Origin of the sequence: Bradyrhizobium sp. BEA-2-5 (assembly GCF_032918025.1) — a bacterium.
GTDB lineage: Bacteria > Pseudomonadota > Alphaproteobacteria > Rhizobiales > Xanthobacteraceae > Bradyrhizobium > Bradyrhizobium pachyrhizi.
The window spans coordinates 7,269,499-7,290,170 of record NZ_CP136629.1; the positions used below are offsets into that span (position 1 = coordinate 7,269,499).

Below are 20,672 nucleotides of genomic sequence, written 5' to 3' on the forward strand. Positions count from 1 at the left end.
AGAAGCGGATGCTCTCCCACGCACGGTCAACGCCGACGCTCAGCTCGACTGCCGCGCGGCGTCGAGGATCAGCCGGGCGATCGCGTCGGGCTGCGAGATCAGCGCGAGATGGCTGGCCTTCACCTCGATCGTGGTGGCGCCCATCCGCTTGGCCATGAAGCGCTCGAGATCCGGATTGATGGTGCGGTCTTCGGTCGAGACGGCGTAGTAGCTCGGCTTGCTGCGCCAGGCCGCATGGCTGGTCTTGCCGGCCAGCAGTTGCTTGTGGAACGGCTGCTGCACGGCATAGAGCACCTTCGCCTTGGCCTCCGGCAGGTCGCCGGCGAAATCGCGCAGGAACGCTTGTTCGCTGAGCCGGCCCTCGTCGCCATCGAACACGATGCCGGCGCTCGCGGGCGGCGTCGGATAGGTCTTGGCCAGCGCGGTGTAATCCTCGTCCGCATCGGGTGCGCGCGCTGCGACATAGACCAGCGCCGAGACATTCGGATGCACGCCGGCCTCGGTGACGATCATGCCGGAGAAGGAATGGCCGACCAGCACGGTCGGACCATCCTGGCGATCGAGCACCCGCTGCGCGGAGGCAACCGCTTCAGGCAACGTGGTCAGCGGATTTTGCACCGACGTCACGTTGAGCCCGGCGGCCTGCAGGCGGGGGATGACCTCGGACCAGCAGGAGCCGTCAGCGAACAGGCCGTGCACCAGCACGACGTTGCGCGCCTTGACCGGCGGCGTGGTGGCGGCCATGCCGCGCGAGGACACCAGTGAAGCCGCAGCTCCAGCGAGCAAGGCGGTCGAGAAGGCGCGTCTGTTCATCATCATGTTACTGCTCCGTTGTCGTATGCTGAGTTGAAAATCAGAGAAGCGCGTCCACCTGCGGTGAACGGACAATCTCTCCTACGCGCGCAAAGGCCTCATGGTTACGCTCGATGCTGTCGTGATCGTAAAGATAGTTGACCATGATGCCGAAGGATTCCGCCATCGCGCGATCGGCCGTGTTGCCGAGCCAATTGATCCGCTCCAGCCGGGCACCGTTGCCGAGATGGAAGCGCGCCACCGGATCGATGCGATTCCCGGACGCCGGCGAGCGCGTGAGATATTGCGCGCATAGCCTCATCAGGACCGGACGCAAGGTCTCGCAGGTCGCCGCGTCGTGCCACCAGCCTTCGCGGTCCAGCTCGCGCAGCATCGCGACCTCGTTGCCGCCGGATTGCGGCTGCTGGCTGAGCCAGCGCCGGAAGCCTGGGATCGGCGACAGCGTAGAGAAGCGTTTCAGCTGCGGGAATTCCGCTTGCAGCTCCTCGACCACCTGCTTGATCAGGAAATTGCCGAACGACACGCCGCGCAGTCCGTCCTGGCAGTTGGAGATCGAATAGAAGATCGCGGTGTCGGCATGCGCGGCCCTGAGGCCTGCGCTGTCTTGATCCGCATCCTGCACCAGCAGCGGTGGCACGGCGGTGGCCAATCCCTGCACCAGCGCGACCTCGACGAAGATCAGCGGCTCGCCGGGCAGCGCGGGATGGAAGAAGGCAAAGCAGCGGCGATCGGGCGCAAGGCGGCGGCGCAGATCGTCCCAGCCCTTGATCTCGTGCACCGCCTCATAGGCGATCAGCTTCTCGAGCACGGCGGCCGGCGACTGCCAGTCGATGCGGCGAAGCTCGAGGAAGCCGCGATTGAACCATGAGACGAACAGATGCTTGAGATCGGCATCGAGCAGCTTCAGCTCCGGTTCGGAGCCGAGACGGCCGGCGATCTCACTGCGCATTGCGATCAGGCTCGCCGTGCCGCCGGGCGCCATGTTCATCCGCCGCAGCACCTCCTGCCGCGGCGGATCGGCGGCGTCGGCCAAAGCGGCCGCGGCCGCCGCGGTGCCGTCGGCAAGATAGCGCTTCGCCGCATCCTGCAGCGCCGCCGCGTCGGGCTGAAACACGCTCGCCAGATAGCTTTGAAAGCCGTGCCGACCGTCGGCATCGAGCGCGCGCATGGTCTGCTGCAATTGGCGTGCGATCAGGGCGCCCGACGCTTCGCCGCGCTCGGACAACAGTGCCGCGGCGAGCTGCCTCGCTTGATCGAGCGAGGCCGGTGGACTGCCTGGGATGTGCTCGGCGTGGGTCATGGGAGCCTCCTTCTAGCTGCGGAATTTGGCGGGCGGCGTGTAGAGGTTGCCCGATGCGGCGACGAGGTCGTCGATCGATTTCGCGGCGAGCCAGTCGCGCGTCGCCGTCTCGACGTCGAGGCCGAGATCGGACGGCAGCATCACGATGCCGCGGCGGCGCAGGCCGTCGGTCGTCCCGGCGTCCTGCCGCCGGCCGAACTCGGTGTCGCCGGCGACCGCGCGCAAGGCGGCCTCGCGCTCCTGCGGCGAGCGGCAACGCAACAGGTTGCAGACGCCGCGCTCGGTGATCACGTGGCTGACGTCGTCGCCATGGATCATGACGGGCGGCAGCGCGAAGCCGGCCGAGGCCGCGAGGTCGAACGCGTCGAGGCGCTCGACGAAGCTCGGCGCGCCGTTCGGCTGCCGGGTCTGGACCATCTGCACCACGAGCTTGCGGCCGCGCAGGCGCTCGCCTGCTTCCTCGCCGGCACGCAGCCAGGCAGCGCTGTCGTGGCGCCGGCCGCGCGCATCCGCTCCCATGTTCGGCGCGCCGCCGAACCCGGCGATGCGGTCCTTGGTGGCGGTCGAGCTGTTACCCTCGGGATCGATCTGCAAGGTGCCGCCGACGAACAGATCGCAGGCATATTGTCCGGCGACCTGCGCCAACGCGCGGTTGGAGCGCAGATTGCCGTCGGCGCCGACCGGAAACACATCGGGACGGCTGGCGACATAGCGTTCCATGCCCAGCTCCGAGCCGAAGCAATAGACGTTGTCGACGAAGCCGGCTTCGATCGCGGGGATCAGCGTCGGATGCGGGTTGAGCACGAAATTCCGCGCGACCTTGCCCTTCAGCCCGCGCCTCGCGGCAAAGGTCGGCAGGATCAGCTCGATCGCCGCGGTGGCATAGCCGATGCCGTGATTGAGCCGTGTCACCTGATAAGGCTCATACACTGCTGCGATCGCCATCATCGCCATCAGGACGTTCTCGTCCCTGATCTTGGCGGGATCGCGCGTGAACAGCGGATCGATCGCATACAACTTCGGGCCGGGCACCACGACATCGACCCAGTCGCCGGGGATGTCAACGCGCGGCAGACGATCGACGATCTCGTTGACCTGCGCCACGACGACGCCGCCGCGGAACGCCGCGGCCTCGGCGATGGTGGGCGTGTCCTCGGTGTTCGGACCGGTGTACAGATTGCCGTCGCGATCGGCCTTGTCGGCAACGATGAGCGCAACCTGCGGCGTCAGGTCCACCAGCATCCGCGCGTAAAGCTCGAGATAGGTATGGATCGCGCCGATCCGCAGCGCCTTGGCGGCGACGAGTTCGGCAAGACGGCGGCTCTGCGGGCCGGCAAAGGCGAAGTCCAGGCGGTTGGCGATGCCGCGTTCGAACACCGCGAGATGATCGGGAAGCGCGAGCACCGACTGCACCATGTGCAGATCATGCACCCGCGCCGGGTTCACTCCGGCGAGGCACGCGGCCAGGAAGTCCGCCTGCTTCTGGTTGTCGCCCTCGAGCGCAACCCGGTCGCCGGATGCGATGACCGCCTCGAGCAGCTCGACCGCGCGGTCGGGCGGGCAGACCTTTCCGTTCGTGCCGCAGACAGCTCGCGCGCGCGCCAGACGCGCCGTGCGATCGGTTCGTGGTGTCGTCTCCGACATGATGGCCTCTCCTTGCTTGATCATCTGAAGCGAAGGTAGGCGGCCGGCATTGATAATAGAAACGATATTCTATAATATGATTGATTACAGATATGGATTAATCGATGCTCGACCTCGAACTTTTGCGGGCCTTCGTTGCGGTCGCCGATTGCGGCGGCTTCCACCGCGCCGCCGAGCAATTGCATCTGACCCAGTCGACCATCAGCCAGCAGATCAAGCGGCTAGAGCTCGAGACCCGGCGGCCGCTGTTCCGGCGCACGACGCGTAGCGTCGCATTGACCGACGAAGGCGAGATGCTGCTCGGCGACGCACGGCGTCTGTTGCAGCTGGAGGAGGCGGCGCGGCAGCGGCTGGTGGCGCCGCGGCTGTCCGGCGCGGTCCGTCTTGGCGTGGTCGAGGAAGTCGCCGGCGGCTCGCTGCCGTCGGCGCTCGGCCGCTTCGCCGCGCTGCATCGCGGCGTCAAGCTCGAGGTGCTGATCGGCGTCAGCGCCGAACTGATCGAGCAGCTCGATGCGGGACGGCTCGATCTGGTGTTCGCCAAGCGGCCGCTCGGAACGTCGAAAGGCCGCCTGGTGTGGCGCGAACCGCTGGTGTGGACCGCGGCGGAAACGTTCGATCTCGTTCCCGGCGCGCCGCTACCGCTGGCGCTGTACCGCGAACGATCGGTGTCGCGCGATGCCGCGCTCTCCGCGCTGCGCGACGGCGAGCTCGGCTGGGAGATCGTCTATACCAGCCCGAGCCTGACCGGCGTCCGCGCCGCCGCCGTCGCGGGACTTGCCATTACTCCGCTGCCGCTCAGCGCCGTCACCACGGGCCTGCGCATTCTCGGAATTGGCGACGGCCTGCCGCCGCTTCCCGATCTGGAATTCGCCATCTACGAGAAAAGACGGCCGGACAAGGCCTCGGAAGCGCTCGCCGATGCCTTGCTGACGTTGGCGCGCGGTCCGCTTCGCCCCACGATTTGAGCGCGCCGAACCGCGAATTGCGCCGCGCGCTGGTCTGCCTGCCAGCGGCAGACCCGAATGTTCCCGGCCGTTCCAACGAGATTCGTATTGAACGCTTGGGCTTAGGCAAATTTTAAACCGGGAGGCGTAGCTTACCCCTTGCGAGTTCAGTGGTTGAGAGTTTGTGAGTACGCCATGACAGAACCCCATCGCCCGAGGGTAAAATACGTCATCGGGCCGGACGGCAGTCCGTTGACGATCGCGGATCTGCCTGCTCCGGGCACCAAACGCTGGGTCATCCGCCGCAAGGCCGAAGTCGTCGCCGCTGTCCGTGGTGGACTTCTCTCGCTCGAGGAGGCCTGCAGCCGTTATACCCTGACGGTCGACGAATTCCTCTCCTGGCAGTTTTCCATCGACCAGCACGGTCTGGCGGGTCTTCGCACCACCCGCATTCAGCAATATCGGCAGTAATTCGACGCCGATCCTGTGGCATTTGACGAAAACCGGCCTCGCCTTGCGAAGCCGGTTTTTTTCATGTCCGCGATTTTGCCGCGGTCCTTAACCGTCGTTAACCATATGGAAACCATACCCTAGGCAATATTTGCCCAGTCGGACCCGCGCGGGCCGAATCCCTGGGGGCCGTTGGTGCAAAGTCTGGTTGCTTTCCTGAGAGGTCTTGGTGCGGCCCGCCTCGCGGCCATGATTGCAGTCACCGCGGCCCTCATCGGCTTCTTCGCCTTCGTCATCATGCGCGTCACCACGCCGCAGATGACGACGCTGTTCACGGACCTGTCGACCGAGGATTCCTCTGGAATCATCAAGGAGCTCGAGCGCCAGGCGATCCCGTTCGAGCTGCGCAATGACGGCGCCGCCATCATGGTGCCCAAGGACAAGGTCACGCGGCTGCGGATGAAGCTCGCCGAGGGCGGCCTGCCCAAGGGTGGCGGCGTCGGCTACGAGGTGTTCGACAAGTCGGACGCACTCGGCACCACCTCCTTCGTCCAGAACATCAATCATCTCCGCGCGCTGGAGGGCGAGCTCGCCCGCACCATCCGCGCCATCGACCGCATCCAGGCCGCGCGCGTCCATCTGGTGCTGCCCGAGAAGCCGCTGTTCTCGCGCGAGACGCCGGAACCATCAGCTTCGATCGTGCTCAGGGTCCGCGGCTCGCTGGAAGCCCAGCAGATCCGCGCCATCCGCCATCTCGTCGCCTCCGCCGTCAACGGGCTGAAGCCGCAGCGGGTCTCGATCGTCGACGAGGCCGGCCAACTGCTCGCCGACGGCGCGGCGACCGATCCGGAGCAGACGGTCGGAGACGAGCGCCGCATCGCCTTCGAGAAGCGCATGCGCAAGCAGGTCGAGGACATCGTGTCCTCCGTGGTCGGCTCGGGCCGCGCCCGCGTGCAGCTCTCCGCTGATTTCGACTTCAACAAGATCACCCAGACCTCAGACAAGTTCGACCCCGAAGGCCGCGTGCTGCGCTCGAGCCAGACCCGCGAAGAGCAGAGCATGACCGCCGACAACAACGGCCAGGTCACCGTCAACAACGAGCTGCCCGGCAACCAGCAGAACAACGCTGCCGCCGTCGCCAAGGACCAGAGCAAGAAGTCCGAAGAGACCAACAACTACGAGATCTCCCGCACCACCAAGACCGAGGTGACCGAAGCCGGCCGGGTCAACCGCATCTCGGTCGCGGTGCTGGTCGACGGCATCTACAGCAAGAACGACAAGGGCGAGCTGGCCTATCAGGACCGCACGAAGGAGCAGCTCGACAGCATCGCCACCCTGGTGCGCTCGGCGATCGGCTTCGACCAGAAGCGCGGCGACCAGGTCGAGGTCGTGAATCTGCGCTTTGCCGAGCCTTCCACCGCGCCGATCGGCGAGTCCTCAGGCTTCCTCGGCATGCTCCAATTCACCAAGGACGACGTCATGTACTTCGTCGAGCTCGGCGTAATGATGATGCTCGGCCTCGTCGTGCTGTTCATGGTGGTCCGTCCGCTGGTCAAGCGCATCGTGGCGGCCGACGTCATTCCGGCGCTGACCGGCCCAGGCATGCCCGCGCTGGCCGAAGCCCCCGAGAGCACCGGCCCGCCCGGCCAGGCGCTGATCCCGAGCGGCAGCGGCGCGGCGCAATTGATCGACGTCGCCACCATCCAGGGCCAGGTCCACGCCCAGTCCGTTCATCGCGTCGGCGAGCTCGCCGAGCGCAACCCCAACGAAACCGTCGCCATCATCCGCCAATGGCTGAGCGAGCCGGTAGAGAACTGACATGGCCGCCGTACCCCAGACCACCAACGCCAACAACATCGCCACCGTCCTCTCGACGCTGGCAAACCGGCAAAGCGCCCGGCCCAAGGGCAAGCCGCTGCCCGGCCCCAAGCGCGCGGCGATCCTGATGCTCGCGCTCGGCGAACAGTATGGCGGCAAGATCTGGTCGATGCTCGACGACGAGGAAGTCCGCGAGCTGTCTGTCCAGATGTCGACGCTTGGCACCGTCGAGGTCGAAACCGTCGAGGACATGCTGCTCGAATTCGTCTCGCGCATGTCGGCTTCCGGCGCGCTGATGGGCAATTTCGACGCCACCGAGCGCCTGCTCCAGCAATACCTGCCGCCGGAGCGCGTCAACGGCATCATGGATGAGATCCGCGGCCCCGCGGGACGCAACATGTGGGAGAAGCTCTCCAACGTGCAGGAAGAGGTCCTCGCCAACTACCTCAAGAACGAATATCCGCAGACCATCGCCGTGGTGCTGTCGAAGCTGAAGTCGGAGCATGCGGCGCGCGTGCTCGGTATCCTGCCCGAGGAGCTCGCGCTCGACGTCGTCAACCGCATGCTGAAGATGGAGGCGGTGCAGAAGGAGGTGATCGAGAGCGTGGAGAAGACGCTGCGCACCGAATTCATGTCCAACCTGTCGCAGACCCGCCGTCGCGACGCCCACGAGGTGATGGCGGAGATCTTCAACAATTTCGACCGCCAGACCGAAACCCGCTTCATCACCTCGCTGGAAGAGGACAACCGCGAGTCGGCCGAGCGCATCAAGGCGTTGATGTTCACCTTCGACGACCTCGTGAAGCTCGATTCCGGCTCCGCCCAGACCCTGATGCGCAACGTCGACAAGGACAAGCTCGGCGTCGCGCTGAAGAGCGCCAACGAGGACGTCCGCAACTTCTTTTTCGGCAACATGTCCTCGCGCGCGGCCAAGATGCTCCAGGACGACATGGCGGCGATGGGCCCGGTGCGCCTGCGCGACGTCGACGAAGCGCAGGCGCTTCTGGTCAATCTCGCCAAGGACCTCGCCGCCAAGGGCGAGATCATGCTGACCAAGAACCGCGCCGACGACGAGCTGGTGTACTGATGGCCGCTCCGGCAAAATTCCTGTTCGATACGGATTTCTCGGCGCCAGACCGCGCGCGCGAACGCGCGCCGACGCCGGCCGAAGTCGCACAGAAGGTCGCCGACGCCGAGGCACGGGCCTATCGCGCCGGCTACGAGGCCGCGCTGCGCGAGGCCAAGGTCGAGAGCGACCGCCGCGCCGCGCAGGCGCTGGAGGAGATCGGCACCGCGATCAAGGGCATCGCGGCGCGCTTCGCCGGCATCGAGACCAGGATGGAGACCGAGGCGGTCGAGGTCGCGGTCGCGGTGGCGCGCAAGCTGTGTGCCGATCTCGTCGCCGCCGAGCCGCTCGGCGAGGTCATAGCGCTGGTCAAGGACTGCTTCTCGCATCTGGTCGCGACGCCGCATCTCGTCGTCCGCATCAACGATGCGCTTTACGACGCGGCGCATGACAATATCGAGCGGATGGCGGCGCATTCCGGCTTCGAGGGCCGCCTGGTGATCCTGGCCGAGCCGGAAATCGCCACCGGCGACTGCCGGATCGAATGGGCCGATGGCGGCGTCGTGCTGGAGCGCGGCGCCATCGCGGCCAAGATCGACGAAATGGTCGGACGCTATATCGCGTCCCGCGGCCAGGCCGGCTGAAGGCGATTGAGGGCTGAACCATGACCGACACCGACACCCAAGTCCCGCTTCCCGATCTCAATTCCGCCGACGCGCCCAGCATCGACGACATCGGCTACAACGAAGACGAGCATGCCGCGCGCATCGCGGCCGATCTGGAGGCGGTGTTCGACGTGCCGGTGCAGGTCTCGGCCGTGCTCGGCCGCTCCAAGATGGACGTCGGCGAGCTCCTGAAGCTCGGACCAGGCACGGTGCTCGAGCTCGACCGGCGCGTCGGCGAAGCCATCGACATCTACGTCAACAACAAGCTGGTCGCCCGCGGCGAGGTCGTCCTGGTCGAGGACAAGCTCGGCGTCACCATGACGGAAATCATCAAGGCCGAACGCTCTTAACAACTCAGGCGGTCACGCGCGGGACCTGCGCGACCAGACGAACAGGAGATCATCATGCGGCTTCTCATCGTTGGCACATTGAAGGGCCAGCTCACCACCGCCACCAAGATCGCGATGGAGAACGGCGCCACCGTGACCCATGCCGAGGATCACGAGCAGGCGATGCGCGTGCTGCGCGGCGGCAAGGGCGCCGACCTCCTGCTGGTCGACGTCGCCCTCGACATCCGCGACCTCGTGCTGCGGCTGGAGGCCGAGCACATCCACGCCCCGATCGTCGCCTGCGGCATCACCAACGACGCCCGCGCCGCGGTCGCCGCGATCCATGCCGGTGCCAAGGAATACATCCCGCTGCCGCCGGACCCGGAGCTGATCGCCGCGGTGCTCGCCGCGGTCGCCAACGATTCCCGCGAGCTGGTCTATCGCGACGAGGCGATGGCGAAGGTGATCAAGCTCGCCCAGCAGATCGCCGGCTCCGACGCATCGGTGATGATCACCGGCGAGTCCGGCACCGGCAAGGAGGTGCTGGCCCGTTACGTCCATACCCGCTCGACGCGCGCCAAGCGTCCGTTCATCTCGATCAACTGCGCCGCAATCCCCGAGCACCTCCTGGAGTCCGAGCTGTTCGGCCACGAGAAGGGCGCCTTCACCGGCGCAGTCGCACGCCGCATCGGCAAGTTCGAGGAAGCGACCGGCGGCACGCTGCTGCTGGACGAAATCTCGGAGATGGACGTCCGCCTGCAATCGAAATTGCTGCGCGCCATCCAGGAGCGCGTGATCGATCGCGTCGGCGGTACCAAGCCGGTGCCGGTGGACATCCGCATTATCGCCACCTCGAACCGGAACCTTGTCGAAGCCGTGCGCGAGGGCACGTTCCGCGAGGACCTGCTGTTCCGCCTCAACGTCGTCAATCTGAAGATCCCGCCGCTGCGCGAGCGCCCTGCCGACATCCTGGAGCTCGCCCAGCACTTCGTGAAGAAGTATGCGGAGGCCAACGGCGTGCCGCTGCGCCCGATCTCGGCGGAAGCCCGCCGCGTGCTCTCCGGCAACCGCTGGCAGGGCAACGTCCGCGAGCTCGAAAACACCATGCACCGCGCGGTGCTGATGGCGCACGGCGACGAGATCGGAGCCGACGCCATCATCACGCCGGACGGCGACCGCCTCGATCTCGCCAAGACCGCGCCGGCCGTGGCGCATGCCACCATGGCCGCAGAGCAGGTGACGCGCGCACTGGTGGGGCGCACCGTGGCCGATGTCGAGCGCGACCTCATCCTGGAGACGCTGAAGCACTGCCTCGGCAACCGGACCCATGCCGCCAACATCCTCGGGATCTCGATCCGCACGCTGCGCAACAAGCTCAACGAATATGCCGACGGCGGCATCCCGATCCCCCCCGCCGGCAATGGCGCGCCCGACTATCAGCGCATGGCGAACGCCGGCTGAGAACGGGAAGCGGCGGGTTAGTCCCGCCGCTTGCCTCGCCTCACGAATAGCTGGGCGCGTCGGGCTTGCGGAAGATCCGGATTGGATCGCCGGGCGTGATATCGCGGCCGGTGAACGTCACATAGGCATAGAGCGCGAGATAGGCGACGGCGATCGCACCGACGAGATAGAACAGCCAGGTTCCCACGCGCTTCATCCAACGGTCACCTCTCCGAAACATCCGCGCCATTTAATGCGCCGATTGGGAAAGCGCCACGGCCAACATGCCGCGCCGGCCTCGGCGCCGTTCATCCCTTGAATCTTGCGGCAGGTTGCCTTATTCAATCTCCTATTGCGTTTACATTCTTAGACAACTGGAGAGTGATATGGCTCTTTATGCGCAGACCAGCGGCACCCTGTCCACGACCTCCGCGACTTTAACGCCGATGCAAGGCCTCAGCCTGACGATTCCGGAGGGCGTCGGCACCACCGCGATCATCACCCTTAACGTTCCGAATCCCTACGCCACGGGCAACAACATTCCGGGCGGCGTGTTCGGCGTCACCGTCAATGGCACGGTCTCGCCGGTCGTCGCAAGCTTCACCTATAACGAGACCCCGTCGAGTTTTGGCCGCATCCCGACCACGCTCGTCGTTGGCATTCCGCTGGCCAATGCAGCTCAGACCGTCCAGGCCGTATGGGCTGGCGTCCGCGGCAGCAATGTGATCATCGACAGCCCGGCATCGCTGAGCGCAGTTTTCTAAAGTCCGATCCGGATAACCACGTAAGCACGGCGCGCTAGCGCGGCCCTCGCACATGAACATGACGCGACGGCAGGCTGACCTCGGCCAGCCGTGCCGCGTCTTCCTCGTGGTCGATCGCGACATACTCGCCGTGCCAATACGCCAGCGCGGCGGTACGCTCTGACGCGATCACGTCGAGCACGCGGCCGATGACGATGCCGTGCGAGTGGCGTTCGACGATCTCCTCGACCTCGCAATCGACCGCGGCGAGCGCGCCGACCAGCAGCGGGACGCCTGACGCGCGCGTCGTCCACGAGGCTCCGGTGAAGCGGTCCGCGCCCTTCAGCCCGCCCTTGCCGGTGAAGCGCTCGGCGATGTCGCGCTGGTCCGCGGCCAGGATGTTGACGCCGAACACGCCATGGCGCGCGATCAGCGGCCATGACGAGGCCGCGCGGTTGATGCTGACGATCAAGGACGGCGGCTCGACCGACAGCGAGGTGACCGAGGTCACCGTCATGCCCGTAATATCCTTGCCCCGCCCGGCGGTGATGACGCTGACGCCGCCGGTGAGGTGGCGCATGGCGCCGCGGAAATCGACGGCCGCAACCGCGGGCTCGATCGAAACATTGCGGACGACGGAATTCATGGCGACCTCACAGACTGTCTTCGCTGCCTTCGAGCAGATGCTTCAGAATCTCGCCCTCCAGCGCGGCGAGTTCGGCCGACCCGCGCCGGCGCGGCCGCGGCAGGTCGACCGCGACATCCTCGGCGATGCGGCCGTCCTCGATGACCAGCACGCGGTCGGCGAGCGCGACCGCCTCGGAGACGTCGTGGGTCACCAGGATCGCGGTAAAGCCCTGGTCGCGCCAGACGCGTTCCAGGAGCCGCTGCATCGAGATGCGGGTCAGTGCGTCCAGTGCGCCGAGCGGCTCGTCGAAGGCGAGCACGCGCGGCTGGCTGACCAGCGCCCGCGCCAGCGCCACGCGCTGCTTCTGCCCGCCCGAGAGCACCGACGGCCACTGGGTGCGCTTGTCGCCGAGCCCAACCTCGACCAGCGCGCGCTCGGCGCGCGCCTGCGCATCAGCAGACGAGCGCTCGCGCCCCAGCCCGACCTCGACATTGGCGAGCACGCGGGCCCAGGGCAGCAGCCGCGGCTCCTGGAACATCACGCGGATGTCCTGTGCCCTCGGCTGTTCGCCGAAGGCGATGCTGCCCGCCGTCGGCGCGTCCAGGCCGGCGATCAGACGCAGCAGCGTGCTCTTGCCGCAGCCGCTCTTGCCGACGATCGCGACGAACTGGCCGGCGGGGATGTGCAAATCGATGCCGCGCAGCACCTCGTTGGCGCCGAAGGATTTGCGCAAGCCGCGGATGCTGAGCGACAGGCCGCGGGCCGCGCCTTCCGGCACGCGCCGCAACTGACGCGCCTTCACGACGATCTCGGTGCGGTCGACCGGCTCGGCTTCAGCGGTTTCGAAACGAAGCGCTTCTTGCATTCTCATTCTCACTTTTTCTGGAAGGCGGGGTGCCAGGAAAGCGTCAGGCGCTCCAGCACGCGGGAGGCGCTGTCGGCAAGCTTGCCGAGCAGGGCGTAGATCAGGATCGAGAGCACGACGACGTCGATCAGCATGAACTCGCGCGCCTGCATCGCCATGTAACCGAGGCCCGAGGAGGCCGCGATGGTCTCGGCGACGATCAGGGTCAGCCACATGATGCCAAGCGCGAAGCGGATGCCGACGAAGATCGAGGGCAGCGCGCCCGGGAAGATCACGCGGCGGAACAATTCGCCGTCGGTCATGCCGTAGATGCGGCCCATCTCGATCAGCTGGGGATCGACCGTGCGGATGCCGTGCAGCGTGTTGAGGTAGATCGGGAAGAAGACGCCGAGCGCCACCAGGAACAGCTTTGCGCTCTCGTCGATACCGAACCAGAGGATGACGAGCGGGATCAGCGCCAGATGCGGCACGTTGCGCACCATCTGCAGCGTGGTGTCGGTGAGCCTTGCCGAGAGCTGAGACAGGCCGTTGGCGAGGCCGAACACGAAGCCGATGCTGCCGCCGATCAGAAAACCGATCGAGGCGCGCCAGAACGAGACCCAGATGTTGCGGACGAGCTCGCCGGAGAGCAGCAGCTTCCAGCCGGCCAGCACGACGTCGCTCGGCGCCGGCAGCACGCGGGTCGGCACGAAGCCGGTGACGCTCGCGACCTGCCACACCAGCACGATCGCGAGCGGCACGACCCAGGGGATCAGCCCGTCGACCTTCGGAAGTTTCGGCGCGCTGGAGCTGCTTCCGTTCCGATGGGATCGGAACGGAGCTGCAGATTTTTGTTTTGACGCATTTTCTTGACGCGAACCGGCATCCACTTCGCTCGAAAACGCTTTGCGGCGTGGGAGTGAATCGATCAAGCTCATGATTGCGATGCCTGCTTCTGCGGACGGTAGTCGTTGCCGATGGTCTCACCGAACGGCCCGGTGTTGACGCGGATCGGCGTCACGTTGCCGCCCTGCGCCAGCGAGAGCAGCGGGAACACCAGCTCGGCGAAGCGATAGGCTTCCTCCAGATGCGGATAGCCCGACATGATGAAGGTATCGATGCCCAGATCCTGATACTCCCTGATGCGGGCCGCGACGGTCCGGGCGTCGCCGACCAGCGCCGTGCCGGCGCCGCCGCGCACGAGGCCGACACCGGCCCACAGGTTCGGCGCGATCTCGAGCTTGTCGCGCCTGCCGCCATGAAGCTGGGCCATGCGCTGCTGGCCGACGGAATCCATGCGGGCGAAGTTCTTCTGCGCGGCGGCCACCGTGTCGTCGGTGACGTACTGGATCAGATCGTCGGCGGCGCTCCAGGCCTCTTCATTGGTCTCGCGGACGATCACATGAAGGCGAATGCCGAAGGAGAGTTTCCTGCCGCGCGCGGCGGCGACCTCCCTCACCTTCGCGATCTTCTCGGCGACCTGCGCCGGCGGCTCGCCCCAGGTGAGATATTTGTCGACGGTGTCCACGGCGACGTCGATGCCGGCACCGGACGATCCGCCAAAATAGAGCGGCGGCCGCGGCGACTGCACCGGAGGAAACAGCAGCCTGCCGCCCTCGACACGGATGTGCTTGCCTTCGACATTGACGGTCTTGCCGGCGAGCAGGTCGCTGTAGACGCCCAGGAACTCGCGGGTGACCTCGTAGCGCTCGTCATGGCCGAGGAAGACGCCGTCGCCCTTGTTCTCGACCGGATCGCCGCCGGTGACGACGTTGACGAGAAGCCGGCCGTTCGAGATGCGATCGAGCGTCGCCGTCATGCGCGCCGCCACGCTCGGCGATTGCAGGCCGGGACGGACCGCCACCAGATAGCGCAGCCGCTCGGTGAAGGGCGCAACGGCTGACGCCACCATCCAGGAATCCTCGCACGACCGGCCGGTCGGGAGCAGCACGCCGAAATAGCCGAGCTGGTCGGCGGCCTGCGCGATCTGGCGCAGATAGTTGAAGTCGACCTCGCGGCCGCCGATGCCGGTGCCGAGATAGCGCCCGTCGCCATGGGTCGGCAGGAACCAGAGGATATTGGCGTTGGTTGGGGTGCTCACGTGCCCGGTCTCCATGCGACGTCGGAAATCTTGATCTGTTTCGGGATCAGGCCGAGCGCGAAGAACGCGTCGGCGACCTGCTGCTGGTCCGCGACCACGGCATCGGTGACCGGCTTGATGCCGTAGGCCTGCCGCTTCAGCGCGACCTCGACCACCGGCACCGACAGGCCGATGCTCGGCGCCAGCTGCTCGGCAACGGCGTGGATATCGCCCTTGGCCCAGTCATCGACCTCGCTCAGCTGCGCCAGCACGAGCTCGACGATCTTCGGATCGGCCTGCAGGAATTTCTTCGAGGCGAAGTAGAACTGATAGTTCGCGACGATGCCGGTGCCGTCTGCGACGGTGCGGGCGCCGGTCGCCGCCTCCGCCGCGGCCTGGAACGGATCCCAGATCACCCAGGCATCGACCGCGCCGCGCTCGAACGCCGCGCGCGCATCGGCCGGCGCCAGGAACACCGGCTCGATCTCGGAATATTTGACGCCGGCCTTCTCCAGCGCCTTCACCAGCAGATAGTGGACATTGGAGCCCTTGTTCAGCGCGACCTTCTTGCCCTTCAGGTCAGCGACCGATTTGATCGCGCTGTCCTTCGGCACCAGGATCGCCTCGCCCTTCGGCGCCGGCGGCTCATAGGCGACATACTGGATCGGCGCGCCGGCGGCCTGCGCGAAGATCGGCGGCGCCTCGCCGGTGTTGCCGAAATCGATCGCGCCGACATTGAGCGCCTCGAGCAGCGGCGGCCCCGACGGAAACTCGGTCCACACCACCTTGGTGCCGACCGCCTTCAGCTTTTCCTCGAGCGAGCCCTTGCTCTTGAGCAGCACCAGCTTGCCGTATTTCTGGTAACCGATGCGGACCACCTTCTCCTGGCCGTAGGAGGCGCTGACGGTTGCGGCGACGATGCTGAGCGACAGCACCGCGCGGGCGATCCAGCGTCGAAATAAACGCGTCATGGAACTATCCTCTGCATTGAAATGACCAAACGCGCGCCGATCAGGTCTGGGGATTGCGCCAGACGATGTCGCGAATCACGATCGGCTTCGGGATCAGGCCGAGCTTGTGGAAGCGGTCGGCAACGCCCTGCTGGGTCGCGACGATGTCGTCGGTGACGGGGCCGACCAAGAAGCCCGCCCGCTTCGCCGCGATGGTCTGGATATCGAGCGGCACGCCGGTGACGGCGGCCAGCGATTTGGCGACCTCATCGGGATGCGCCTGCGCCCATGCCGCGCTCGACGTCGTGACGTCGACGATCTGTTGCAGGATCGCGCCGTGGTTCTTCGCGAAGTCGCGGTTGGCGATGTAGAACGAATTGGTCTTGGTGACCTCGCGCGCATTGATCAGGATGCGGCCGCTCTGCCTGGTCTCGCCGATCGCGAAGTAAGGATCCCAGATTGCCCAGGCCTCGATGCTGCCATTGGCGAAGGCAGGCCCGGCGTCCGGCGGCGTCAGATAGACCGGCGTGATGTCGTCATAGGTGAGCCCGGCCGTCTCCAGCGTCTGGATCACGACGTTGTGGGCGCTCGATCCCTTGGTGAAGCCGACGCGCTTGCCTTTGAGATCGACGATGGTGGCGATGGCCGAATTCTGCGGCACCAGAATGCCGGAGCCGTTGGTGATGGGCTGGCCGGCGGCATAGACGATCGCGGCGCCCGCGGCCTGGGCGAACACCGGCGGGGAATCGCCGACCGCGCCGTAGTCGACGCTGCCGACGTTCATCGCCTCCATCATCGGAGGCCCCGAGGAGAATTCGACCCATTTCACCTCGATGCCTTGCGGGGCGAAATGTTTTTCCAGGGCGGACTGCTGGCGCGCGATGACCAGCACGCCGTTCTTCTGGTAGCCGATACGAATTTCCTTCACGTCCGCCTGCGCCTGCGCGCCGCGTGACATCGCAGCAGTGGCGGCCGTGACGAGCGACAGCTGGAGGAACTCACGACGCTTCATTCCAAGAACTCTCCTGACGATCAAGCGCGCTATCGCGCTGGACGATCATGCGATGTCGGGATGATGGGGCGCGCGAATGAAGCTGTCGAGCACCGCACAAAAATAGCGATGCCAGCACTTCGGCGCTGGCATCGCGCGTGCCGTTTCTTTTAAGGCGCGGATCGCGTGTAGCGAATTATTTTCCTCACGGAAACGCGAGGTCGCTGTACAGAAGCGTTTTCGAGCGAAGTGGGTACCGGTTCGCGCGAAGAAAACGCGTCCAACAAGAATCTGGAACATCGGCTCTGATTATCAGAGCCGATGCTCCAGCAATCGATCAGCCCGCAGCTGCCGCCTTCGAGCCGACATTGACCGCGAGTTTACCATAGCGGTCGGTGAACGCCTGGGTGTCGATCTCCTCGAGCTGGATCGAGCCGTCGAGCACGCCCTTCTTCCAGGCTTCGTGCTCGGGATCGTTCTGAAACTCCGGCATCACCTCGCGGCCGAACAGCTCCAGCGATTCGCAGATGTGCTCGTGGCTGTTCTTGCCGGCCTGGTTGAGCAGGATGACCTGGTCGATATGCGAGGACTGGAAGCGCTTCAGCTTCCTGCGGATGGTCTCGGGCGAGCCGATCAGGCCGCCGCGCAAGCTCGCCTCCTGCGCCTCCGGATTGTCGCGCTTCCACTTGTTGTACTCATCCCACATGTTGACGGTGTAGGGCGCGGGACGCTGGCGGTTCTGCGAGGCGCCGTAGAAGCGCAGCGCGAACTGGAAGAAGGTAGCCCCCTCGGCGCGCGCACGCGCCTCCTCGTCGGTCTTGGCGCACATGAAGAACGACACCAGCGCCATGTTCGGGTTGATCTCGTAATCGGCCAGCTTGTGCAGCCGCTTGGTCATCGCGTTGTAATAGGCGTGCACCCAGGCGTGCGCGGCGTCGGCGCTGACGAACTGGAAACCGAGCGCGCCGAAGCCGTGGCGGCCGGCGCGCTCGATGGTCGGCAGCTGCGAGCACGCCATCCACAGCGGCGGATGCGGTTTCTGCACCGGCTTCGGCACCACGTTGCGCAAGGGGATGTCGAAATACTTGCCGTGGTGCTCGCTGCCCGCATCCCTAAACATCGGGAAGATCGCGGCGACCGCCTCCTCGAACACCTCCTTCTTGGTCTCCATGTCACGCCCGAACGGCGTGAGCTCGGTGATGGACGCGCTCTCGCCCATGCCGAATTCGCAGCGGCCGTTCGAGAGCAGGTCGAGCACGGCGACACGCTCGGCGACACGCGCCGGATGGTTGGTGGTGAGTTGGAGGATGCCGTGGCCGAGCCTGATGTTCTTCGTGCGCTGGCTCGCCGCGGCCAGGAACGATTCCGGCGAGGGCGAGTGCGAATATTCCTCGAGGAAGTGGTGCTCGACGACCCAGGCGTGGTCGTAGCCGAGACTGTCGGCGAGCTCCATCTGCGAGAGCGCGTTCTGGTAGAGCCTGAGCTCGTCGCCGGGCACCCAGGGCCGCGGCAGTTGCAGCTCGTAGAAGATGCCGAACTTCATGGAGTCACTCCCAAGGTCGCTTGCTCGACCACTTGTCGTGGTCTCGACCGCTTGTTGTTTTGGGGCAGTCTAGTGGCGCTCCGGATCAAGTCTAGCCTCGGGGGCGAAACCCCAATTCCGCGCAGCGGGAGACGGCTTGATCGGAACGCATGAATGTTTAGCTTGTGCTGGCCTGAGTCGCGGCGCTATCGGTCGCGCGCTCACGCTTCCGAAAGCCCATGACCACTTTCACCCCGCATCAGGATGCCGCGCTCAAGGCCGTCGGCGACTGGCTCAAGGCCAAGCCGGGCCGCAACGGCACGCCGCCCGTGTTCCGCCTGTTCGGCTTTGCCGGCACCGGCAAGACCACGCTGGCGCGGCACATCGCCGACGGCGTCGACGGCGAGGTGAAGTTCGCCGCCTTCACCGGCAAGGCCGCGCTGGTCATGCGCAACAAGGGCTGCGACGGCGCCTCCACCATCCATTCGCTGATCTACCGCGCCCGCGAATCCGGCGAGGAGCAGCCGAGCTTCGAATTGTGGGACGACGCGCCGGCATCGAAGGCGAAGCTGATCGTGATCGACGAATGCTCGATGGTCGACGCCGAACTCGGGCGCGACCTGATGTCGTTCGACTGTCCCCTCCTCGTGCTGGGCGATCCCGCGCAGCTGCCGCCGATCCAGGGCGGCGGCTTCTTCACCAATTCCGAGCCGGATGCGATGCTGACCGAGGTGCACCGCCAGGCCCAGGACGATCCGATCGTGCGGATGTCGATGGACGTCCGCGAGGGCCGCGAGCTCGACATCGGCCGTTATGGCGAGAGCGAGGTGGTGTCGCGGAAGGAGCTCGATCCCGATCGCGTCATGGGCGCCGACCAGATCCTGGTCGGGCGCAACAACACCCGCCGCGCCTACAACATGCGGGTGCGCCAGCGCCAGAACATCGAGGACGCCTTTCCCGTCGCCGGCGACAAGCTGGTGTGCCTGCGCAACAACCGCAAGAAAGGCCTGTTCAACGGCGGCCTGTGGCGCGTGAAGTCGCGCGCGCAGTCGAAATCCAGGATCATCACCATGCGCGTGATGCCGGACGAGGACTTCGGCTACAAGGTCACCAAGGTCTCGGTGCGCGGCGAATGCTTCGACGGCGGCGTCGAGGGCGTGCCGTGGGAGCAACGCAAACCCTATGACGAGTTCGACTACGGCTACGTGCTGACCGTGCACAAGTCGCAGGGCTCGCAATGGGACGATGTCGTGCTGTTCGACGAGAGCTTTGCGTTTCAGGAGTCCAGGGCCCGGTGGCTCTATACCGGCATCACGCGGGCGGCGAAGCGGCTCAGCGTCGTAGTTTGATCGTCCCGCAGGCACCGACGTCATCCTGACAGCAGGTGAGTGTGTGACACCAGCAATCAGCGTCGTCCTGGCGAAAGCCAGGACCCATTACCCCGGCTGCTTGTTGCTGCGGGACGCTGGGGCCACGATGCCGCCTAAAGTTACATTTGGTGGTTAGGGGTCCTGGCTTTTGCCGGCACGACGTGAAGAGGCCGCGGGCAAAAATCCATCACCGTCATCCCTGAACCTCGCTGATTTCCCTCACGAAACCGTGTGGCCGGCGCCGTAACAAAACGCCTCCTCGCCCGTATTTTGAAGCGTTGGAGCTGCCCGGCCTGATTGGCCAATGCCGGCTCCCGCTCTACACTGGCCCCAATTGCGATCCCACGAGGAACCCATGCCCAAAAGCTCCCTCAGCCGCCTCTCGCTGTGCGCCGCCGCGATCGGCGCGCTGGCCGTCACAGCTTTTGCCGTTGCGCCCTCGCTTGCCGCCGAGGACGCCGTGATCATCCCACCGCCGGCCGCGAGCGCGCCGGAATCCGGCATCAAGACCGCCGTCCTCGCCGGCGGCTGCTTCTGGGGCGTGCAGGGCGTCTTCCAGCACACCGCAGGTGTCGTCAACGCGGTCTCCGGTTATGCCGGGGGCACCAAGGCGACCGCCGACTACCAGAAGGTCTCGACCGGCAACACCGACCACGCCGAGTCGGTCGAGATCAAGTACGACCCGAAGAAGATCTCCTACGGCAAGATCCTCCAGATCTACTTCTCGGTGGTGCACGACCCGACCCAGCTCAACCGCCAGGGCCCGGACGTCGGCCCGCAATATCGCTCGGCGATCTTCACCACCTCCGACGAGCAGAAGAAGGTGGCCGAGGCCTACATCGCCCAGCTCAACGCGGCCAAGGTCTTCAAAAAGCCGATCGTGACCAAGCTCGGCGCGCTCGAGGCGTTCTATCCGGCGGAGGCCTATCACCAGGACTATCTGACGCTGCACCCGAACCAGCCCTACATCGCCTATAACGACATCCCGAAGGTCGAGAACCTGAAAAAGCTGTTCGCGGACAACTACATTGAGAAGCCGACGCTGGTGGGCAGCACCAAGGTCACCAACTGAGCA

22 protein-coding genes are annotated in these 20,672 nt (G+C 65.8%); 10 read left to right on the top strand and 12 right to left on the bottom strand.

All coding sequences use genetic code 11. From position 1 onward, the window contains the following. Positions 1-39: 39 nt before the first annotated feature. The 3 genes from RX327_RS33905 to mdcA are packed head-to-tail and all read right to left on the bottom strand — an operon-like array spanning position 40 to position 3,781. Complete coding sequence (locus tag RX327_RS33905; RefSeq protein ID WP_028333452.1) at positions 40-819, bottom strand: alpha/beta fold hydrolase; 780 nt, start codon at positions 817-819, stop codon at positions 40-42. Between the two features lie 34 nt (positions 820-853). Then, complete coding sequence (locus RX327_RS33910; RefSeq protein ID WP_082190798.1) at positions 854-2,113, bottom strand: malonyl-CoA decarboxylase; 1,260 nt, start codon at positions 2,111-2,113, stop codon at positions 854-856. 12 nt (positions 2,114-2,125) lie between these two features. Then, the gene (mdcA, locus tag RX327_RS33915; RefSeq protein WP_317248486.1) at positions 2,126-3,781 is read right to left on the bottom strand and encodes a malonate decarboxylase subunit alpha; all 1,656 of its coding nucleotides are present in this window, start codon (positions 3,779-3,781) and stop codon (positions 2,126-2,128) included. Positions 3,782-3,861: 80 nt separating this feature from the next. On the opposite strand from mdcA, the gene RX327_RS33920 reads away from it, so the two are divergent. The 7 genes from RX327_RS33920 (at position 3,862) to RX327_RS33950 (ending at position 10,490) form a co-directional block, all read left to right on the top strand. Then, on the top strand, positions 3,862-4,722 hold the full coding sequence (locus tag RX327_RS33920) for a LysR substrate-binding domain-containing protein (protein WP_050387537.1): 861 nt from the start codon (positions 3,862-3,864) through the stop codon (positions 4,720-4,722). Positions 4,723-4,896: 174 nt separating this feature from the next. Beyond that, on the top strand, positions 4,897-5,172 hold the full coding sequence (locus tag RX327_RS33925) for a DUF1153 domain-containing protein (RefSeq protein ID WP_002714638.1): 276 nt from the start codon (positions 4,897-4,899) through the stop codon (positions 5,170-5,172). Positions 5,173-5,346: 174 nt separating this feature from the next. Beyond that, positions 5,347-6,969: a flagellar basal-body MS-ring/collar protein FliF gene (gene fliF / locus RX327_RS33930; protein WP_317248487.1), complete on the top strand. Its 1,623-nt coding sequence runs from the start codon at positions 5,347-5,349 to the stop codon at positions 6,967-6,969. Between the two features lies 1 nt (position 6,970). Further along, on the top strand, positions 6,971-8,056 hold the full coding sequence (gene fliG / locus RX327_RS33935) for a flagellar motor switch protein FliG (RefSeq protein ID WP_317248488.1): 1,086 nt from the start codon (positions 6,971-6,973) through the stop codon (positions 8,054-8,056). Next, positions 8,056-8,679, top strand: a complete 624-nt coding sequence (locus RX327_RS33940; protein ID WP_317248489.1) for a FliH/SctL family protein — start codon at positions 8,056-8,058, stop codon at positions 8,677-8,679. The genes fliG and RX327_RS33940 overlap by 1 nt, the downstream gene beginning before the upstream one ends. Before the next feature lie 20 nt (positions 8,680-8,699). After that, positions 8,700-9,050 (top strand): flagellar motor switch protein FliN, encoded by a 351-nt coding sequence (gene fliN, locus RX327_RS33945; protein WP_317248490.1) that lies wholly within the window; start codon positions 8,700-8,702, stop codon positions 9,048-9,050. A gap of 54 nt (positions 9,051-9,104) precedes the next feature. Then, entirely contained in the window at positions 9,105-10,490 is a 1,386-nt protein-coding gene (locus RX327_RS33950; protein ID WP_317248491.1) for a sigma-54 dependent transcriptional regulator, read from the top strand. A gap of 40 nt (positions 10,491-10,530) precedes the next feature. Here RX327_RS33950 and RX327_RS33955 read toward each other — a convergent pair whose 3' ends face one another. Continuing rightward, positions 10,531-10,686 (bottom strand): hypothetical protein, encoded by a 156-nt coding sequence (locus tag RX327_RS33955; protein ID WP_016844338.1) that lies wholly within the window; start codon positions 10,684-10,686, stop codon positions 10,531-10,533. A gap of 169 nt (positions 10,687-10,855) precedes the next feature. On the opposite strand from RX327_RS33955, the gene RX327_RS33960 reads away from it, so the two are divergent. Next, complete coding sequence (locus tag RX327_RS33960) at positions 10,856-11,233, top strand: hypothetical protein (RefSeq protein ID WP_317248492.1); 378 nt, start codon at positions 10,856-10,858, stop codon at positions 11,231-11,233. Positions 11,234-11,267: 34 nt separating this feature from the next. Here the strand turns inward: RX327_RS33960 and RX327_RS33965 are convergent, their stop codons facing one another. From RX327_RS33965 to RX327_RS34000, 8 genes are all read right to left on the bottom strand, one after another. After that, a complete protein-coding gene (locus tag RX327_RS33965; RefSeq protein WP_317248493.1) occupies positions 11,268-11,858 on the bottom strand; it encodes a flavin reductase family protein in 591 nt (196 codons plus the stop codon). Between the two features lie 7 nt (positions 11,859-11,865). Then, entirely contained in the window at positions 11,866-12,705 is an 840-nt protein-coding gene (locus tag RX327_RS33970) for an ATP-binding cassette domain-containing protein (protein WP_317251387.1), read from the bottom strand. 8 nt (positions 12,706-12,713) lie between these two features. Next, positions 12,714-13,460, bottom strand: coding sequence for an aliphatic sulfonate ABC transporter permease SsuC (gene ssuC / locus RX327_RS33975; protein WP_317251388.1), 747 nt, complete (start codon positions 13,458-13,460; stop codon positions 12,714-12,716). 158 nt (positions 13,461-13,618) lie between these two features. Then, complete coding sequence (ssuD, locus tag RX327_RS33980) at positions 13,619-14,800, bottom strand: FMNH2-dependent alkanesulfonate monooxygenase (RefSeq protein WP_317248494.1); 1,182 nt, start codon at positions 14,798-14,800, stop codon at positions 13,619-13,621. Then, the gene (locus tag RX327_RS33985) at positions 14,782-15,735 is read right to left on the bottom strand and encodes a sulfonate ABC transporter substrate-binding protein (RefSeq protein WP_050387542.1); all 954 of its coding nucleotides are present in this window, start codon (positions 15,733-15,735) and stop codon (positions 14,782-14,784) included. The genes ssuD and RX327_RS33985 overlap by 19 nt, the downstream gene beginning before the upstream one ends. 40 nt (positions 15,736-15,775) lie before the next feature. Beyond that, positions 15,776-16,726: a sulfonate ABC transporter substrate-binding protein gene (locus RX327_RS33990; protein WP_317248495.1), complete on the bottom strand. Its 951-nt coding sequence runs from the start codon at positions 16,724-16,726 to the stop codon at positions 15,776-15,778. Between the two features lie 45 nt (positions 16,727-16,771). Then, on the bottom strand, positions 16,772-17,005 hold the full coding sequence (locus RX327_RS33995) for a hypothetical protein (RefSeq protein ID WP_152977922.1): 234 nt from the start codon (positions 17,003-17,005) through the stop codon (positions 16,772-16,774). 37 nt (positions 17,006-17,042) lie between these two features. Further along, entirely contained in the window at positions 17,043-18,248 is a 1,206-nt protein-coding gene (locus RX327_RS34000) for an LLM class flavin-dependent oxidoreductase (RefSeq protein WP_317248496.1), read from the bottom strand. 218 nt (positions 18,249-18,466) lie between these two features. Between RX327_RS34000 and RX327_RS34005 the strand changes: the two genes are divergently transcribed. Further along, positions 18,467-19,576: an ATP-dependent RecD-like DNA helicase gene (locus tag RX327_RS34005; RefSeq protein ID WP_317248497.1), complete on the top strand. Its 1,110-nt coding sequence runs from the start codon at positions 18,467-18,469 to the stop codon at positions 19,574-19,576. Positions 19,577-19,952: 376 nt separating this feature from the next. Continuing rightward, positions 19,953-20,669 (top strand): peptide-methionine (S)-S-oxide reductase MsrA, encoded by a 717-nt coding sequence (gene msrA, locus RX327_RS34010; RefSeq protein ID WP_317248498.1) that lies wholly within the window; start codon positions 19,953-19,955, stop codon positions 20,667-20,669. Positions 20,670-20,672: the final 3 nt, after the last annotated feature.

Excerpts from the sequence above, each read along its gene's own strand:
- RX327_RS33905 (WP_028333452.1), bottom strand. The coding sequence starts at position 819 with ATGATGATGAACAGACGCGCCTTCTCGACCGCCTTGCTCGCTGGAGCT.
- RX327_RS33910 (WP_082190798.1), bottom strand. The coding sequence starts at position 2,113 with ATGACCCACGCCGAGCACATCCCAGGCAGTCCACCGGCCTCGCTCGAT.
- mdcA (WP_317248486.1), bottom strand. The coding sequence starts at position 3,781 with ATGATCAAGCAAGGAGAGGCCATCATGTCGGAGACGACACCACGAACC.
- RX327_RS33920 (WP_050387537.1), top strand. The coding sequence starts at position 3,862 with ATGCTCGACCTCGAACTTTTGCGGGCCTTCGTTGCGGTCGCCGATTGC.
- RX327_RS33925 (WP_002714638.1), top strand. The coding sequence starts at position 4,897 with ATGACAGAACCCCATCGCCCGAGGGTAAAATACGTCATCGGGCCGGAC.
- fliG (WP_317248488.1), top strand. The coding sequence starts at position 6,971 with ATGGCCGCCGTACCCCAGACCACCAACGCCAACAACATCGCCACCGTC.
- RX327_RS33940 (WP_317248489.1), top strand. The coding sequence starts at position 8,056 with ATGGCCGCTCCGGCAAAATTCCTGTTCGATACGGATTTCTCGGCGCCA.
- fliN (WP_317248490.1), top strand. The coding sequence starts at position 8,700 with ATGACCGACACCGACACCCAAGTCCCGCTTCCCGATCTCAATTCCGCC.
- RX327_RS33950 (WP_317248491.1), top strand. The coding sequence starts at position 9,105 with ATGCGGCTTCTCATCGTTGGCACATTGAAGGGCCAGCTCACCACCGCC.
- RX327_RS33955 (WP_016844338.1), bottom strand. The coding sequence starts at position 10,686 with ATGAAGCGCGTGGGAACCTGGCTGTTCTATCTCGTCGGTGCGATCGCC.
- RX327_RS33960 (WP_317248492.1), top strand. The coding sequence starts at position 10,856 with ATGGCTCTTTATGCGCAGACCAGCGGCACCCTGTCCACGACCTCCGCG.
- RX327_RS33965 (WP_317248493.1), bottom strand. The coding sequence starts at position 11,858 with ATGAATTCCGTCGTCCGCAATGTTTCGATCGAGCCCGCGGTTGCGGCC.
- RX327_RS33970 (WP_317251387.1), bottom strand. The coding sequence starts at position 12,705 with ATGCAAGAAGCGCTTCGTTTCGAAACCGCTGAAGCCGAGCCGGTCGAC.
- ssuD (WP_317248494.1), bottom strand. The coding sequence starts at position 14,800 with ATGGAGACCGGGCACGTGAGCACCCCAACCAACGCCAATATCCTCTGG.
- RX327_RS33985 (WP_050387542.1), bottom strand. The coding sequence starts at position 15,735 with ATGACGCGTTTATTTCGACGCTGGATCGCCCGCGCGGTGCTGTCGCTC.
- RX327_RS33990 (WP_317248495.1), bottom strand. The coding sequence starts at position 16,726 with ATGAAGCGTCGTGAGTTCCTCCAGCTGTCGCTCGTCACGGCCGCCACT.
- RX327_RS33995 (WP_152977922.1), bottom strand. The coding sequence starts at position 17,005 with ATGTTCCAGATTCTTGTTGGACGCGTTTTCTTCGCGCGAACCGGTACC.
- RX327_RS34000 (WP_317248496.1), bottom strand. The coding sequence starts at position 18,248 with ATGAAGTTCGGCATCTTCTACGAGCTGCAACTGCCGCGGCCCTGGGTG.
- RX327_RS34005 (WP_317248497.1), top strand. The coding sequence starts at position 18,467 with ATGACCACTTTCACCCCGCATCAGGATGCCGCGCTCAAGGCCGTCGGC.
- msrA (WP_317248498.1), top strand. The coding sequence starts at position 19,953 with ATGCCCAAAAGCTCCCTCAGCCGCCTCTCGCTGTGCGCCGCCGCGATC.